This window comes from Vreelandella nigrificans (assembly GCF_002374315.1).
GTDB classification, from domain to species: domain Bacteria; phylum Pseudomonadota; class Gammaproteobacteria; order Pseudomonadales; family Halomonadaceae; genus Vreelandella; species Vreelandella nigrificans.
In genome coordinates this window covers 1-16,357 of the sequence record NZ_NWUX01000035.1, presented here as the reverse complement: position 1 = coordinate 16,357, position 16,357 = coordinate 1, and the positions used below count along the sequence as shown (strand labels likewise).

General features: G+C 52.2%; 12 protein-coding genes and 2 tRNA genes. 9 read left to right on the top strand and 5 right to left on the bottom strand.

Annotated elements, in window-relative coordinates:
• Nucleotides 1-335: 335 nt before the first annotated feature.
• Nucleotides 336-1,172, bottom strand: a complete 837-nt coding sequence (locus tag CPA45_RS22765; protein ID WP_133066810.1) for an alpha/beta hydrolase family protein — start codon at nucleotides 1,170-1,172, stop codon at nucleotides 336-338.
• A 2-nt stretch (nucleotides 1,173-1,174) separates the two neighbouring features.
• Nucleotides 1,175-2,038: a hypothetical protein gene (locus tag CPA45_RS21535; RefSeq protein WP_096655196.1), complete on the bottom strand. Its 864-nt coding sequence runs from the start codon at nucleotides 2,036-2,038 to the stop codon at nucleotides 1,175-1,177.
• Between the two features lie 591 nt (nucleotides 2,039-2,629).
• On the opposite strand from CPA45_RS21535, the gene CPA45_RS21530 reads away from it, so the two are divergent.
• The 3 genes from CPA45_RS21530 to nadA all read left to right on the top strand — a co-directional run bounded on the left by CPA45_RS21530 (nucleotide 2,630) and on the right by nadA (nucleotide 4,148).
• Nucleotides 2,630-2,705: transfer RNA gene (locus tag CPA45_RS21530), tRNA-Lys, on the top strand.
• A gap of 50 nt (nucleotides 2,706-2,755) precedes the next feature.
• A tRNA-Lys gene (locus tag CPA45_RS21525) sits at nucleotides 2,756-2,831 on the top strand.
• Nucleotides 2,832-3,119: 288 nt separating this feature from the next.
• Nucleotides 3,120-4,148: a quinolinate synthase NadA gene (gene nadA, locus CPA45_RS21520; RefSeq protein WP_096655194.1), complete on the top strand. Its 1,029-nt coding sequence runs from the start codon at nucleotides 3,120-3,122 to the stop codon at nucleotides 4,146-4,148.
• A gap of 79 nt (nucleotides 4,149-4,227) precedes the next feature.
• On the opposite strand, the gene CPA45_RS21515 is transcribed toward nadA, so the two are convergent.
• Nucleotides 4,228-5,688, bottom strand: coding sequence for a M48 family metalloprotease (locus tag CPA45_RS21515; RefSeq protein ID WP_096655192.1), 1,461 nt, complete (start codon nucleotides 5,686-5,688; stop codon nucleotides 4,228-4,230).
• Between the two features lie 164 nt (nucleotides 5,689-5,852).
• Here CPA45_RS21515 and CPA45_RS21510 point away from each other — a divergent pair, with 164 nt between their 5' ends.
• Both CPA45_RS21510 and CPA45_RS21505 read left to right on the top strand, forming a co-directional pair.
• Nucleotides 5,853-6,104, top strand: a complete 252-nt coding sequence (locus CPA45_RS21510) for a sulfurtransferase TusA family protein (protein ID WP_078086303.1) — start codon at nucleotides 5,853-5,855, stop codon at nucleotides 6,102-6,104.
• Entirely contained in the window at nucleotides 6,101-7,213 is a 1,113-nt protein-coding gene (locus tag CPA45_RS21505) for an AI-2E family transporter (protein WP_096655190.1), read from the top strand. The genes CPA45_RS21510 and CPA45_RS21505 overlap by 4 nt, the downstream gene beginning before the upstream one ends.
• 86 nt (nucleotides 7,214-7,299) lie before the next feature.
• Here the strand turns inward: CPA45_RS21505 and CPA45_RS21500 are convergent, their stop codons facing one another.
• Nucleotides 7,300-7,776, bottom strand: a complete 477-nt coding sequence (locus CPA45_RS21500) for a peroxiredoxin (protein ID WP_096655188.1) — start codon at nucleotides 7,774-7,776, stop codon at nucleotides 7,300-7,302.
• 259 nt (nucleotides 7,777-8,035) lie between these two features.
• On the opposite strand from CPA45_RS21500, the gene dapA reads away from it, so the two are divergent.
• The 3 genes from dapA (at nucleotide 8,036) to purC (ending at nucleotide 10,762) form a co-directional block, all read left to right on the top strand.
• Nucleotides 8,036-8,920, top strand: a complete 885-nt coding sequence (gene dapA, locus CPA45_RS21495) for a 4-hydroxy-tetrahydrodipicolinate synthase (RefSeq protein WP_096655186.1) — start codon at nucleotides 8,036-8,038, stop codon at nucleotides 8,918-8,920.
• Between the two features lie 95 nt (nucleotides 8,921-9,015).
• Nucleotides 9,016-10,014, top strand: a complete 999-nt coding sequence (gene bamC / locus CPA45_RS21490; protein WP_096655184.1) for an outer membrane protein assembly factor BamC — start codon at nucleotides 9,016-9,018, stop codon at nucleotides 10,012-10,014.
• A 31-nt stretch (nucleotides 10,015-10,045) separates the two neighbouring features.
• On the top strand, nucleotides 10,046-10,762 hold the full coding sequence (gene purC, locus CPA45_RS21485; protein WP_096655182.1) for a phosphoribosylaminoimidazolesuccinocarboxamide synthase: 717 nt from the start codon (nucleotides 10,046-10,048) through the stop codon (nucleotides 10,760-10,762).
• A gap of 147 nt (nucleotides 10,763-10,909) precedes the next feature.
• Here the strand turns inward: purC and CPA45_RS21480 are convergent, their stop codons facing one another.
• Nucleotides 10,910-11,653 (bottom strand): response regulator transcription factor, encoded by a 744-nt coding sequence (locus CPA45_RS21480; protein WP_096655180.1) that lies wholly within the window; start codon nucleotides 11,651-11,653, stop codon nucleotides 10,910-10,912.
• Between the two features lie 553 nt (nucleotides 11,654-12,206).
• On the opposite strand from CPA45_RS21480, the gene CPA45_RS21470 reads away from it, so the two are divergent.
• Nucleotides 12,207-16,357, top strand: a 4,151-nt coding sequence (locus tag CPA45_RS21470; RefSeq protein WP_244287675.1) for an ESPR-type extended signal peptide-containing protein, incomplete at its 3' end; no start/stop codon positions are given.

Here is a 16,357-nt window from a genome sequence, read left to right as displayed (position 1 = left end):
CATAAGCGCTGTTAAATTGGCTCACTTGCTTCTAACCATATTGTTCCGTTGGGCTTAAAACCTGTTCCAGGGTAGTAACACGCTTGGTGCAAGCAAGGGGGCAGCGGTGGTGAGACGTTCTAGTACATGGTAGATATAGATAGTGAATTTAGACTATTGATTTTGCCATTTCGATCAGGAAGTAGCCGGTGGTGCTGATATGTGCTCTGCGGTAGGTCGACGAATAGCCTACGGCCCTCCGAGAACGGGTAGATGGCGTTTGCAGCCAGTATGCCCCCTTCTCCTGCAGATATTTAGTCCATCGTGAGTGAGGCAAAGAACTGATTGGTATGAGGCTACCCTGTGCCAAGTAGGGCTTCATTTCCATTTATAATTATGGTTTTGTCGCTGTATAAATCATCTGCTAAATTGGCCCAGAAAGATACTCTGCTCCCCATCCAGTTATGCCCATAATTTCCTGGTGATATGAAATATATTGGACAGCTAGTAGGCATTGACGCTTGTATTTTTCTCGCATAATCAGGGGGGGCCATGTCATCTGCATCGGCGTAGAAGGCAATTGCAGGATGTTTGCATTCCTGCATTATTTGACTCATGGTTGCAATGTTTCTATTCACATTATTCCATCGGTAATTGCCACTAGCTCCTTGGGTTGCCCCATTCCCAACTATACACTTAACCTTTTCCTTTGAATCGAAGCCAGGGGAATCTGATAGCATGGACCAAGCAAAGATCGATGAAGCCCCCATGGAATGGCCATAGAGTAAAAAGGGGGTAGAAAAAGGTTGATTGGGGGCTGAGAAATATTCTATGGCCGCTTGTACAGACCAAGCATTTCGTATTTGAGAGCCAAAATATAGAGGAGAGTTCACATTCCCATATGTATTTGCCCTCGGTGAGGATGAGGAGCTGCCAGATCCAAAATTATGGAAGGTAACTACATTATATCCCCGAGAGATTAGGGGGGATGTTATATATGATGTAGGGCTATAGTGTTGTGATGTACCTGAACCGTGGAAGAATATGGCTAATGGATGTTCTGACACGGATGTCCAGCTATCATCATAATGATATCTCGCCGAAAAATAGTAGTTCTCTCTTTTAAGAGGGTGGAGTATAGGGTAGTTCTCTGCTAAAGGGATGTTATCGATCTGCTCGTATGTATATGCCATTTCTATTCATCCTTAAGCTGAGCCAGTTTGGCCTTTAGAATAGCGGAAGCGTCGAACATGCAACTGAATCCTCCGGACTCAAATCTATATCCATAGTCGACATGGCTGACTGTCCCATAGGATCTAGAAAGTATTCTGAAGGCATAGGTAGTTTCTGGGTAGAAAACTACATCTTTGCAAACCTGGATTGTTTTTCTTACCCATTGGCCATCCAAAGCTGAGCCATCTGTGGGGTTATCAGGTTCTACGTCGGTATATTCATTGGGAGTCGCCAAGACTGTAGGGGCTTGATCAAGAGATGCCATACTAGCGCCAAGAAACATATTTCCATTGTTTTGTCCTTTTTCCCAGCTTGGCTTGTGATCGTCGTTGATTGCAATTAGCACAAGAGTAATGCGCGACCGGCCAATTCCTGATTCGTTAACCCTTACTGTCATGGTAATACCGCCATGTAGTATGGTATATAAAGGGTATTTGCCTTTGTATCTAAAGGTTAGTACTCCTGACTCTGTGACTTCTACGGGCTCAAAAAGTGGGATGCTGGCTGGGGTGTTGAATACCGTTGCATTAATATATGCCATCGGCATGATGCGGTACTGTGTTGTTCCGACAGATAGTAACGGAACCTTAACATGGCAGTAGTTTGTCGATTCTTCTGTTGCCGGGGAAAATAGGCATTGGCCCAGTGCGCTGGGAGCTAAGTTAGGGAGAGATGCTTCGGGGTTTTGACCACTAAATACAACGCCTGACTCTTCTTTTGCAGATAGGTGGAAGAGATCGTCACTTGCTATTCCTCCATTCAGGGGGAGGTCTGATAAGTCATCAGTGTAATAAAATTTAGCATCAGAGGGAGTGTTGTTATTCATTTTTTTCTCCTTGCTATTTTCTAGTTTTGACCGCTATATCGTATTGATTTATCTATTTGGTGATGAGTTTTTTGTAGCTCATTGTTTTTGATTTATTATTGTTAATTTTTAATGGGTGGGTTTTTGAGCCTTCTGGTTCATGACGTGCCCACATTGTTGAGAAAATAGCATGAGTCTTGGGTTGATAAAGGCCAGCTTTTGTTGATGATTAATGCCTTTAGTTCTTATATTAGAACACTCGTCATTGTAGTTCCAGAATTACTAAGGGGTTGCTGAGAGTGTTTTGAAAAACGCGATAGATAATGCGGTGGTAGGTCTTTGATACAACAGTTGATGGGCTAGATCGCCTTAGGTGTAATTAGGTTCTGGTGATCGGATAAATGTTATTTTTTATGCAGAACCCTTCTGCGTGTATATATATGGAAAACCCTGCTTTTGAGTACGGAGTATTCAGTCGGCCAAGACAACATCATTACTACTTTTCAGAGGGCTTTGGGGAGCCATTGATCCTTATCCATTGTCTTGCAACGTTTTGTCAAAAAACGCTTGCTAGCTATCGGTGAGATCTGTACTATATGCATCCGTTCGAGGGGGTCGTTAGCTCAGTTGGTAGAGCAGTTGACTTTTAATCAATTGGTCGTAGGTTCGAATCCTACACGACCCACCACTCGAGCAGAAAAAAACGCCATGTAGCATCATTGGCGTGCAGCAAAATTTGGGTCGTTAGCTCAGTTGGTAGAGCAGTTGACTTTTAATCAATTGGTCGTAGGTTCGAATCCTACACGACCCACCAAATTCAACGCCCTTGGTAGCTTGCTGCCAGGGGCGTTTTGCTATGTGGTGATGGCGAGTCTTGAAGCACACATTATGCTTGCAGTGAGTAACATTTTGACGCCACACTAGTCCTAGTTACAGCTACCGAGATGTCACGGTAGTGCTGTCCACCTTGGCGGTGGGCAGAGCGGCGAGCCACCGCGAGAGACGCAGCGGCCCGTCGCATCGAGTGCGGTGTGTGCGGAGTGCGCATACCGTGGCCGGTGTTTAACAGGGGGATTCCCTGTTCGTCACAGTGGTAGACACGATGACTATTATGACTTCCCAAGCTGAGCTTGATGCTCCGCTTCCTAGCCCGTACTGCCCAACCCGCATTCCTGCGGAAGATGAAGCTCGGGTCGCTGAAATCAAGCAGTTGCTTAAGGCCCATAATGCGGTGTTGGTTGCGCATTACTATACTGACGACGCTATTCAACAACTGGCTGAAGAGACTGGCGGCTGCGTAGCTGATTCCCTGGAGATGGCACGCTTTGGGGCGCGCCATGATGCCACTACATTGGTGGTTGCAGGGGTGCGTTTTATGGGGGAGACGGCCAAAATTCTCTCTCCGGAAAAACGCGTTTTAATGCCTACTCTGGAGGCTACTTGTTCTCTGGACATTGGCTGCCCCGCCGACGAGTTTAGTGCCTTCTGCGATGCGCACCCTGACCGCACAGTGGTGGTATATGCCAACACGTCAGCTGCAGTGAAAGCGCGTGCCGATTGGGTGGTAACATCATCCATTGCGGTTGAGGTAATTGAGCACCTGCAAGCTAACGGCGAAAAAATTCTATGGGCACCTGATAAGCATCTGGGGGGCTACATTCAGAAGAAAACGGGCGCTGATATGCTGATGTGGGACGGCGCTTGTATTGTTCATGAAGAGTTTAAGGCAAAGGGGATTGAGGATCTTAAGCGTCTTTATCCTGATGCCGCGGTGCTAGTACATCCAGAGTCGCCGGAGGCGGTAGTTAAGCTGGCCGATGTTGCGGGTTCAACGTCACAGCTAATTAAAGCAGCACAAGTGCTGCCCAATGACCAGCTGATTGTAGCCACTGATCGAGGCATTTTCTTCAAGATGCAGCAGGCGGTGCCGGGTAAGACGTTGTTTGAGGCACCAACCGCTGGTAACGGTGCGACTTGCCGAAGCTGTGCCCATTGCCCATGGATGGCCATGAATGCTCTGGACAACCTGGCAGGCGCACTGCGCCACGGTAGCGGCGAGATCTTTGTCGATGATGCGTTACGCCATCAGGCGCTAAAGCCATTAGAGCGAATGCTAAATTTTAACGCCTGATGCTTAACTTAAAGCTTAAAACCTGAGCCAGCCGTCACAGCCCGAATGCGAATAGCACTCGGGCTGTGTTATATGCACGTTAGAATTTATCCAGCGCTTTACGATACTCGATAAATGCTTCTCGCCGTTGCTCAATGCGTGCTAGCGCCTGTTGGTCATTCTCCTGCTGAGCCGCATCCTTAGCGATGCTGAGTTGTCGAATGCCACGGTCTACTCTGCCGGTGAGCTGTAGGTGCTCCGCACGAGCCAAATGCCCCCAGCCGTTATAGCCGCTACGGCCTGCTGCTTCTGCGAGGAGATTAAATCCTTGCGGGTTTTCTGGATGGTGTGCAGTAACGTCTCTAAGTAGGTTGTAGGCGGCTTCAGGGTCTCGTTGTAGCTGCGCCTCGGCTAATATCAATTGGGCGGGTAAATAGTCAGGCGATAGTCGTAATAAACGTTGGCTTCGGGTAATGGCCTCCTCGTAACGCTGTGCGTCAAGCGCAATGCTAGCGGCTGAGGCAGGCAGCATGCTGTAGTCGGGAAGTTCGCGGGCCAGCTGGTCGATGGTGTTTAGGGCGCTGTCCGTTTGGCCACTATGTGCTGCAATTAGGGCACCTAAATATCGCTGTGCTGGCTCTGAAACACTCTCCTGAGCAAGGCGTGAAGCAGCCTGCTGTGGTGAGTTGCGGTTTATGCTCAGTAGCGCTCGGGCGCGCATCATGTCGTACAGGGTGTCACTGGTATAGGCGTTGGCTACACTGAGCTGGGATGCGCGGGCCTGGGCATCGCTTAAGCGGCTATCCGTGACGGGGTGAGTCAGCAGGAACTCTGGGGGCGTTCCACCCTGCAAGCGAGCCATGCGTTGCATGGCGCCAAACATGCGCACCATGGCCTCTGGATCGTAACCAGCGTTTGCCATGGCTTGAAGCCCGATCCGGTCTGCCTCCTGCTCATAGCGGCGTGAGTAGGTAAGCCGATCTTGGATCATTGCTGCCTGGGAGCCCATGGCGGTGGCAATACCTGCGTCACCAGCACCGCTTACTGCAATTAACATCCCCGCGAGCATGGCAGCCATGGCGGGAAGCTGGGTTTGCTCAGCGCGGGCGCTGCCTCGAGCATAGTGGCGCTGTGATAGATGTCCAAGCTCGTGGGCAAGTACCGAAACAAATGCGCCTTCATCTTCGGCAAAGGCGAATAGCCCTGAGTTGATGCCCACCACACCGCCAGGGACGGCAAATGCGTTGAGCGAGCGATTATCGACCATTACTATGATGGTTTGCAGGTTGCCAAGCTGACTATGGGGCGCTAGACGGGCGATTAACCCTTGGAGATAGTCACTGACAATCGGATCCTGCCACTGTGGGGCGTGCGCACGAAACTGGCGCAGCCACGCACGGCCTAAACGATACTCCTCGTTGCTCACTGAGGTGGCTGCACCACCAAGGCTTGGCAACTGGTAATCATCGAAGGCGTGACCAGTAGGGCTAACGGCAGCTGTACTCAGTGCAAAGGCAAGCGCATAAGCCCAGCGTGGGCAAATAGTGCGAAGGTGCGGCATGGCATCCTCATTAGTGATCCTGTCTTCAAGTAATATACGCAGAGAACAAGGGTGTGACATTGATTCAGGCAGGGAAGTGCCGTTAAATCAAATTCACGGCGGGCATCGCAAAAAAGTAGTTTATGCAACAATGCCATATTAGGCAGCATTTTGAGGGAGAGGTTATGTCTGAGCAAACCCCTGATTTAATACTTGATGCGTGTGGGTTGCACTGCCCGTTACCGTTATTGAAGGCAAAACAGGCGCTGTCAGGGCTTGCGCCCGGCCAGCTGTTAGAAATTAGAGCGACTGATGTGGGGGCTTGGCGAGATATGGCATCATTTGCTGAGCAGAGCCCTCATGTGCTGGAACGGCGTGAGCAGCGTGAAGAGATGTACTTTTTTTGGATACGTAAAGCAGGGAATACACACTCATGATCATGCGCACTATTCTGAAAAGTTGGATTGATCGCTACTTTTCAGACGAAGAGGCGTTAATTCTTCTGGTGGTCTTAGTTGCGGGCTTTGCAGCCATTATCTGGTTTGGTCGTATGCTGGCGCCATTTTTTACTGCGCTGGTGCTGGCGTTTCTGCTGCAAGGTGTGGTGAATGTGCTCACGCGGCGTGGTGTGCCGCACTTACTTTCCGTGATTATGGTTTTTTTGGGCTTTATTAGCGTGCTGTTGACGCTGGCATTTATTCTAATGCCGCTGATTTGGAATCAGCTGGTGGGGCTTGTGCAGGAAACGCCACGTATGTTTGCCAGTGGACAGGGATGGCTGGATGAGCTTCAGGCTCGCTACCCGAACCTGATTACGCCTGACCAAATGCAAAGCTGGATAGGCGTTGCCGGGCGTGAGATCAGCCAGTTAGGGCAGCGTGCCTTAACCCTTTCGCTGGCCTCTCTGGGTAACGTCATGTCACTGATTATTTATTTGGTGTTAGTGCCCATTTTGGTTTTTTTCATGCTCAAAGACCGACAGGCCTTGGTCGGTTTTATACTTTCCTTATTGCCACAGAAACGTACTCTGTTAACCCGTATCTGGCACGAAATGGACCATCAGATTGCCAACTATATCCGCGGTAAGTTTATTGAGATCATTATTGTTGGCAGTGTAGCTTTCTTCACGTTTGCTTTCTTTGGTTTGCCTTATACGGCGTTGCTTGCGGTGTTGGTCGGGTTGTCTGTGCTGGTGCCCTATATTGGCGCGGCGGTCGCCACGCTACCTGTTGCTGCAGTAGCAGGCTTCCATTTTGGGATCAGCGAGCAGTTTGCTTATGTGTTGGTGGCTTACGGGGTGATTCAGGCACTGGATGGTAATGTGTTGGCACCCATACTATTTTCGGAAACCAACAATATTCATCCCGTTTCAATTATCGTCGCGGTACTGTTTTTTGGCGGTATCTGGGGGTTTTGGGGAATCTTTTTTGCGATACCGCTGGCGACGCTGCTTAAAGCACTTGTGTACGCCTGGCCTAGAGGGATCGAAGAGATAGACGAAGACCGTTTGCTAAACCATTCAGGGCAAGAACTGCCCAGAGAGTAACTGTTTAGGGAATAATTGCTTAGGGAATAACTGCGCCCCAACCGCTTAAACGGGGCGCATGGGCGCGGACTACTGAGGGTTTCTGCTCAGTGCCCGTTGTGCAGTGCTTGAGCAGCGGCTAGCACCTCATCAACGTGGCCTGGCACTTTCACGCCCCGCCACTCGTGAGCAAGGTTGCCCTCGCTATCGATTAAGAAGGTGCTACGCTCGATTCCCAAGTGCTCTTTGCCATACAATTTTTTTAATTTAATGACATCGAACAGCTGGCAAACGCTTTCATCCTTGTCAGAGATGAGCTCGAAGTTAAAGTCTTGCTTGGCTTTAAAGTTCTCCTGGGCACGTATGCCGTCGCGTGAAACACCTATGATTACCGTGTTAGCTGCGTCAAACTGAGCTTTGCGGTCGCGAAAATCACCGCCTTCGGTGGTGCAGCCTGGAGTACTGGCTTTCGGATAGAAGTACACAACGACTTGTTTGCCACGTAGGGCTGATAGAGTAAATGTGGTGTCGCTCGTTGCTGAAGCGGTAAAGTCTGGTATTGGCTGGCCAAGTTCAAGGGACATACAAGCTCCTTATTTGAGGTGACTTTCAAGAGGAATTACACGCAAGTGTAGCCCTCCTGTCAAAGCTGATCACCGGTGTTAAACAAACTCACAGCGCTTTACGCTGTACAGGCTTGAATCGCCTGAGTACCATTTGTTGCTTACGGGCGGGGCGGGGTCATGCTCCTTTAATGTATCAATGCCGCGTTTTAGTCCAATGTACGTCATTGCATCGCACGTGGCAGCTTGATTTCAACATTTTGCAGGTGAGGAAAAACGGATGATCACAGGCAGCATTGTCGCCCTGGCGACGCCGATGAAAGTCAATGGCGACATCGACTGGGAGGCGCTTCGTCGTCTGGTGAACTTCCACCTCGATAATGGCACTGATGCCATCGTCGCAGCGGGCACCACGGGTGAGCCTACCACTATGTCGTTTGCTGAGCACTTTGATGTGATTCGCAGCGTTGTAGAAGAGGTGAATGGCCGTATCCCAGTGATCGCTGGCACGGGGGCGAATGCCACCTCTGAAGCTGTTGAGCTTGCGCGCTATGCCAGCGAAGTAGGCGCTGATTACTGCCTGTCAGTGTGCCCCTATTACAATAAGCCAACCCAGGAAGGCTTGTATCAGCACTTTAAAGCGGTGGCTGAAGGCAGCAAACTGCCGGTAATTCTGTATAACGTACCTAGCCGAACCTGCTCGGATCTCTATAACGAAACAGTGATCCGCTTAGCTGAAGTGGACAATATTATTGGTTTAAAAGATGCCACTGGGAACCTTGAGCGCGCAGAGGATCTAATTACCCGCCTTAAGGGCAGTGGCTTTATGCTCTACTCCGGCGATGATGCAACGGCCTGTGACTTTATGTTGATGGGCGGTCATGGTGACATTTCAGTAACCGCGAACGTTGCGCCACAGGCAATGCACGATCTATGTGCAGCTGCGATTGCCGGTGATGCCGATAAAGCGCATCAAATTAATACACGCCTGATGCCGCTACATACCAACCTTGGGATTGAGTCTAACCCGATCCCGGTGAAATGGGCGCTACATCGTATGGGCTATATGGACGCTGGAATTCGCTTGCCACTGACTTGGCTGTCGGAAAAATACCATGGCACCGTCAGCGAAGCGCTGCAGCTCGTGGGCGTTGTGGAGGAGTAAGTGGAGGAGTAATCCGGTACATAAGAACGCTTCGCTACTCGGCGTATGGTTTAGGCCCGCCGAGTACCTGATTTGTTGACTGTTAAGGTGGCTTGATGAGCCCTGTGCTTAAGAACCCTGTGCTTGAAAAACGTGCACTTAAATGGATACCGCTGGCACTAGCAGCGGCTGTCACGCTTGCTGGGTGCGCGCGCGATGGTTACTACCATGATCGCAACCTAGACTACACCGAAGCTGCGCCGGCCCCGCCCTTAGTGCTGCCAGAAACCCGTAATACTCAGCGCTACCGTGATGCGATGCCAGTCCCCCAGGCTGCGACACAGGGTACACGTGTTGGCAAAGCGGCAGATATCTCTCCACCGCACTCGTTAACGGTTGGTAGCGGCTTGGAGCCGGATTACGTCGAACGCCGCAGGGTAGGCGAGCAGTCGTGGCTAGTGGTGGCAGCAGAAACGGGAACCGTATGGCCACAACTGGAGGCCTTTGCACAGAGCCGCCAATTAGGCGTGCAGGAGAGCAATGCCAACCAAGGGGTAATTGTTACCTCACAAGCAACGCTGCGCTTGCAAAGTGCGCTTCGTACGGGCAGTAGTGAAGTTCGCTGTGAGCAAAACGGACAAACCCAGTCAAACTGCCTTGATGCGTTAGAGCAGTATTTGGGTGCACGCAGTGCGTCGGCAAGTGCTTCTTCATCCTGGACAGCTCAGCGCCTAGCCCGTCAGCAAACCCTGCAGATGCGCCAAGAAGGTGACGAGTGGCAAGCAGTTATCCCTCAGCCAATCGATCGGGTTTGGGCGGAGTTAAATCACTACCTGGCGCTAGATTTTAGCGTTGAAGGTCAGCGTGAGCTGTTAGACACCTCTGCAGACAACTATGAGTTCCTAGTTGAATACATGACGGAAACAGAGCGTGGTCGTAATCCGTTGCAAATCGTCTTCAGCGCAGATGTGCGCCGTATGACCCAGCAAATCCGTCTTGCCTTGCAGCCGAGTGGTGATCACACAATCCTGCGTGCGATCAATGCCAGCGAGCGGGACTTTAGCGCCGATGACCAGCGCGAGTTGCTTGAGCGTGTCTCCGGCTATTTACGTTAATTTTTGATATTGCACTCTTTTCGGAGCTCCCATGGAAAAGCGACAAGAACTCTATGCCGGTAAGGCAAAATCCGTCTATACCACCGACGATCCTGACCTGCTGGTGCTGCACTTTCGTGATGATACCAGTGCCTTCGATGGCAAAAAGAAAGAGTCGCTAGCCCGTAAGGGTATGGTGAACAATATCTTTAATGCGTTCATTATGGAGCGCCTGCAAGAAGCTGGAATCCCCACGCATTTTGAAAAGCAGCTTTCCAATACGGAAAGTCTGGTGAAAAAAATGCAGATGATTCCGGTAGAGTGCGTAGTGCGCAATATTGCAGCTGGCGGCTTGGTTAAGCGTCTGGGGGTAGAAGAGGGCGTTGCACTCAATCCACCTACCTTTGAGTTGTTCCTAAAGAACGATGAAAAGGGCGATCCGATGATCAATGAGTCATTGGCGGAAACCTTTGGTTGGGCAACTCCAGAACAGTTGGCCCAAATGAAGACGCTTACCTTTAAAGTGAACAACGTGCTTAAGCAGCTGTTTGCTGACGGTGACATGCTGTTAGTGGATTACAAACTCGAATTTGGAGTCTTCAAAGGCGAGATTGTGCTGGGTGATGAGTTCTCGCCTGATGGCTGCCGCCTTTGGGATGCCAATACCCGAGAGAAACTGGATAAAGACCGCTTCCGCCAAGGGTTAGGCGGCGTTATTGAGGCTTATGAGGAAGTAGCGCGGCGTATTGGTATTCATATCGGCGAGTAGCTTTTGGTAATTAGTCGCTTGGTAATTACAAATAGCTGCTAGTAGTTATGAAAATTGTAAGGACTTGACTGGAAGCCGCTTGGGATGTTGATTCTAAGCGGTTTTCTTGTGAGAGGTTAGAGTGCGGTTTTTCTCCGAACCTGAGCTTTACGGATCAGCTACTGGTTCATAAGGTTGCTCATCTAGTGCCTGTAAACGGTAGCCATAGCCATAAACTGAAATAAGGTTCCAGCCAAACTCTGACGTCAGTTTTAGCTTTTTGCGCACTCGGTGTATATGAACATCTAGCGTGCGTGTGCTGGGTGGATCACTTTTACCCCATACATGCTCATATAGGTAAGAGCGTGAAAGTGGACTACCAAGCTGGTCAAGTAGAAGAAAAGCAAGACGGAGTTCCTGCCTGGTCAACGATACCCCCTCCCCATCAACATGTGCTGTTTCATGTTTGAGATTGAGCTTAATGCGCCCGAATTCAAGCGTATTCTGTTGCGCCAAGTTTGGTGCGCGTAGCGAGTGACGTCGAGTTGAGGCATAGGCCCTGGCGGCAAGTTCACGCGGTCTAAAAGGCTTGCTAATGAAGTCATCAGCACCTGCGTCTAATGCCTGGATGATATCGGATTCTTCCTGCCTTAGGGTGACCATCACAACTGCAGGAATGACCTGTAAATAGGCTTTCATCCAGTTGAGAAGCGCTATACCGGAGCCGTCCGGCAAATGCCAATCAAGTATTACCAAGTCTAACGTGTGGCGGCTTGCGGCGTGAATAAATGCTTTACTGGTTCCAAAAGAAGAAGTGTTTACTTCTATGCCTCGTTCGGCAAAACCATCCACAAGCACCTTTTCGATACGTTTCGATATCACCTTCTCATCTTCTACTATTGCAATATGCATAAATTCCTCTTAGTAGCTAATTAATCTTTTTATCTCACTAAGTATTTCATTTTTATGCTTCATTACCAAAGTAAAATATAAGCGACCTCTGGCTTCAAACGCAATGCTACTGAACCTTTCGGATGCCCGAAGCGACTCTCTTTGGTGTTTCGGCAGGTACTCCTAGCCGAGAGGGTTCTGACTCCCTTTCTAAATATATGGATTTTGATGCCTAGGTAGATTGTTGCCTGCTAATGTTAACAATTGTTACTTTTTGTTGAGAAGGGGTTGGCTAAAGATGACAATGCCTCCCAGATAATTACATCTGCCTATAGCTAAAAGAAAACCCGCTAAATGCCACCTTGCACATAAGTGTTTCAGGGGCGTGGGAGTGGTTCGTCTGTATGTTATTGATTAGGTGCGTTTTTTTTGACCTGCTGGTCCATGCCTAGATCTGTTGCGTCAGATTATATATTGCTCCAGAGCTTTGATAACGCACCAAGACTGTACTGCAAATGTAATCAATAAATGTGTAAAGCATTTCTGGCTCAACAGTAAAGTGGAGTAGCAAATAATGAATAAGGTATTTCGCTTAATTTGGAACCGCGCTCTTGGGTGCTTGGTGGTGGCTTCGGAGGCCGCGCGTACTCGAGCCAAGTCCAGGGGTGGATGTCTCCAGCCTGCTCCACGGCGCCCCTTGGTCATGGCGATAGGATTGGCTGCCATGGGCGCCATGGGCTTGCCTGCTTCGCTTGCCTCCGCCGATGAGGTTGAGTTTAGCAGTGTCACTACCGTCGAGCTGACTGTGAGCGGAACCGCGCTCCTTAGTGCGCTGGAGGTGGCTGGCGGCGCTACCCTCGGTGGTGACTTGGTCATGAGTAATCATCAGATCACCGGCCTGGCCGCTGGTACCGCAAACGATCACGCGGTCAATCTTGGTCAATTGACTGCGGTCCGTGATGTCGCCTCAGAGGCGCAGTCTACCGCTGATGACAACGCCAGTGATATTGCTACGAACACGGCTGATATTACGACGAATGCCAATGCCATCACTACCAACTCCGATGCTATCAGTACGAATGCTGATGCCATCAGCGTGAACGCGGATCAGATTGCTCAAGTAAGCGCAACAGCCAGCGCGGGTTGGGATATCAGTGCCGAGGGTGGCGCTGCTGGGAATGTGGCTCCCGGCGGCTCGGTAGATTTCAGCGGAGACGGCAATATTGAAGTCGGCCGCAGTGATACCGACCTGACCTTTAGCCTGGCCGATGAGATTGAGGTCGAGCGTGTCACCGCGGGTAATACCACCCTTGATGATAGCGGTTTGACTATCTCCGATGGCCCTAGTGTGACCTCGGCGGGAATTGATGCTGGCGATATCAGGATTACTAATATCGCTGATGGCGAGATTAACGTTACTAGCCAGGATGCGGTCACTGGTCGGCAGGTCCAGAATCTCTTCTTTGAAGAGGGTACCGCGTTTGGTATCAGGTACTTCCGTACCAATTCGACGGCGCCCGATTCTCAGGCGGAGGGCGTGGAGTCTGTCGCCATTGGCCCTAACACGGTGGCGGAAGGTGCTAGCAGCTTCGCTGCCGGAGATAGTGCAGTTACCACGGGAACGGCGGAGGGTGCCATCGCGGTGGGGCAGGGCGCCACCGCAGGAGGCGTAGTGCTTGGAGGTAGGGGAGCAACTGCTGTTGGCCGTAACAGTGAAGCTAGCAGCGACAGCTCCGTGGCGCTGGGCGACGGTGCCCGAGCAATTGAGGGCAACGCCACCGCGCTAGGTGCCGGTGCGGCAGCTTCTGGTGGTAACAGCATCGCTATAGGCGATGCCGAAGCAAGCGCTGATAACACCTTTGCCGCCGGCTCGGGTGCCTATGCGGGTTCGCCCGGTGGGATCGCCCTGGGTATGGGGGCTGGTATTGATACACACGGTGACGAAGCTGGTGACAAGACCCACCATATTGCCATCGGCACCGGAGCCGGGCAGAACGTAGACGGTAACCAGACCACGGCGATTGGTCACCAGGCCGGTGCCCGGGTGACCGGTGACCATAACGTGGCCGTTGGCAGTCATGCTGGTGAAAATCTCCAGGGAGATTTCAACATAGCCATTGGCCACGAGGCCAACCGTAATGCCGGAGAGGTGGAGCGTGCCACTGCCGTTGGTGGCCAGACCAATGCCGCCAGGAATGCGGTGGCACTCGGTTACGGAGCCGAGGCAGGGGATAGTGGAGTAGCGCTTGGCGCAAACACGACGGCCAGCAGCATGGGGGTGGCCCTGGGCCGCAATGCCAGTGCCGATGGAGGAAGTATCGCGCTTGGTAGTTCGTCGGTCGCACGTAGTACCGATGCGGAGGGCACCGGCTATCTGACTGGCAGTGCCTTCACTGACGGCACCGTAGTTTCGGTGGGCAATAGCAATGATGTGCGTACCACCCGTCGTATCGTCAACGTGGCCGATGGTGCGCAGGACTATGATGCGGTCAACGTGAGGCAATTACAGAGCTCGCAGCAGTCTGTGGCCAACCTAGTGGGCGGCGGCGTTACTGTGGAAGATGATGGCACTTTCGGCGGCTATGTTATCGAGCTACAGGATACTAATGGGCAAAGTCACCAGTACACCAGCGTTGCCCAGGCAATCAACGCGGTTTCCAGCGGTGATATCAACGTGCAGCCCGGGAATGCCGTGATTTACAACGCAAACGGCACGATAACCGTCGCTGAAGGTGTCGTTGGCTCTGATGCGGTCAATGTGGGGCAATTGAACGAGGCGATCGCCGAGAACGGTGTCAAATACTTCAGCGTCAACTCCTCTGAGACAGCCAACCGTGACAATGCGGAGGCCAGCGGCATCGATGCTATCGCCATCGGCCCCGCTACGAGTGCTGGAGGCGGGTCTTCGCTGGCGGGTGGCCACCTGGCGCACACGGTAGGTGATCAAAGTGTTGCTCTCGGCTACTCTGTTGAAGCGCTGGGGGATAATTCCACCGTGGTTGGCAGCGGTAGCGACGCTTACGGTGATGGCAGCGTGGCGATCGGCCTGCGCTCTAAGAGTCAGGGTGAGAACTCCATTGTTATGGGTACCGACGCTCAGACCGACCCCAAGAGTGTCGAGGCAACGGTAGACAACGCTATCGTGATGGGGACCCGCGCCGAGTCCACGGCAGATAACGGCATTGCCATTGGCGAAAGCACCCTGGCTTCTGAGGAACGCGCGGTGGCCCAAGGCTACGATGCGCACGCCATGGCTGATGATGCCCAGGCCTTCGGTAGCCGGGCCCGTGCCAGTGGTGTCAGTGCTCAAGCCAGCGGTACCAACGCCAGCGCCAGTGGAGAGAACGCTCAAGCTAGCGGTAGCAACGCCAGTGCCAGCGGTTACAACGCGATCGCCACTGGTACCGGCGCGATTGGATACGCCACTGACGGCATTGCCCTGGGTACTGGCGCAGTGTCTGGCTTCGACGACCCGCTCAATTTGGACCCTTATCGTAATACTGGTGGCGTCGCCGTTGGCGATCGCGCGCTGGCAGATAGCCGCCATGCCCTCGCACTAGGCGTCGATGCCAGTGCCGAAGCTGAATCCGCCACTGCGATAGGCGATTCTGCCGAAGCCACGGCCGAGGACGCGCTGGCGGTGGGGTCGGACGCACTCGCCACCGCGCAAAGCGCCTCCGCCTTCGGGCAGGGGGCTGAAGCTGTCACTGAGAACGCGCTTGCAGTTGGTTCCGGCGCCCGTGCTACAGCACTGAATGCCTCTGCCTTTGGACAGGGCGCGCAGGCCCTGCATGAAGGTTCTGTCGCGTTGGGCAGTGGCGCCATCACCGCGGCGCCCATTGGTACCAGCGGCGCCACCATCGATAAAGTGGGCTACGACTATGCTGGCACCAATCCAGTGGCGACCGTCAGTGTGGGCGATATAGGCCAAGAGCGTACCATCACTAACCTGGCCGCCGGTCGCGTTACGTCCGAAAGCACTGACGCCATCAACGGTAGCCAGTTGTACCAGACCAATCAGGCGGTCGACGCGTTGGGCAATGACCTGGATACGGCCGGGAATTCCGTGGCCAACGTCCTTGGTGGCGATGCTACCTATGATCCGGATTCCCATCAGGTGACCATGAGCAACGTGGGGGGAACCGGGGAAAATTCGGTGCACGATGCCATTGAGTACGCTGCACAGGGTTGGAACGTTCAGACCAACGGTGATACGGCGACTAATGTGGCGCCGGGTGATACCGTCCAAATGATCGATGGCCAGAACATCGCCATTACCCGCAACGGTACTGACATCACCGTAGCCACGGCAGATGACGTCGAGTTCAGCAACGTTGAGGTAACCGAGAACCTGAATGTTGCGGGCGATACCCACATTGGTGGTAGCACCACCATCAATGAAAACCTCACCGTTGCGGGCGAGACGCGCCTGGGTGACAACTTCTTCGTTAACAATGAAGGCAACGTTACCTATGACGGCGCGATCACCGAAGGTAACCACATCGTCAACAAAGAGTATGTGGACAGTGGCATCGGCGACTTAGCCGACACCCCGATCACCTTTGGTGGCGACACGGGCAGCACCGAGCGCCAGTTAGGTGAGCGCCTGGATATTGTCACCAGCAACGCCAACCTCAGCACCGAAGTAACCGACGATGAGACGCTGGTGATCGCGATGAGCGATGACCTGGACGTCAACAGCGTGACCACCAACACCCTCGACGT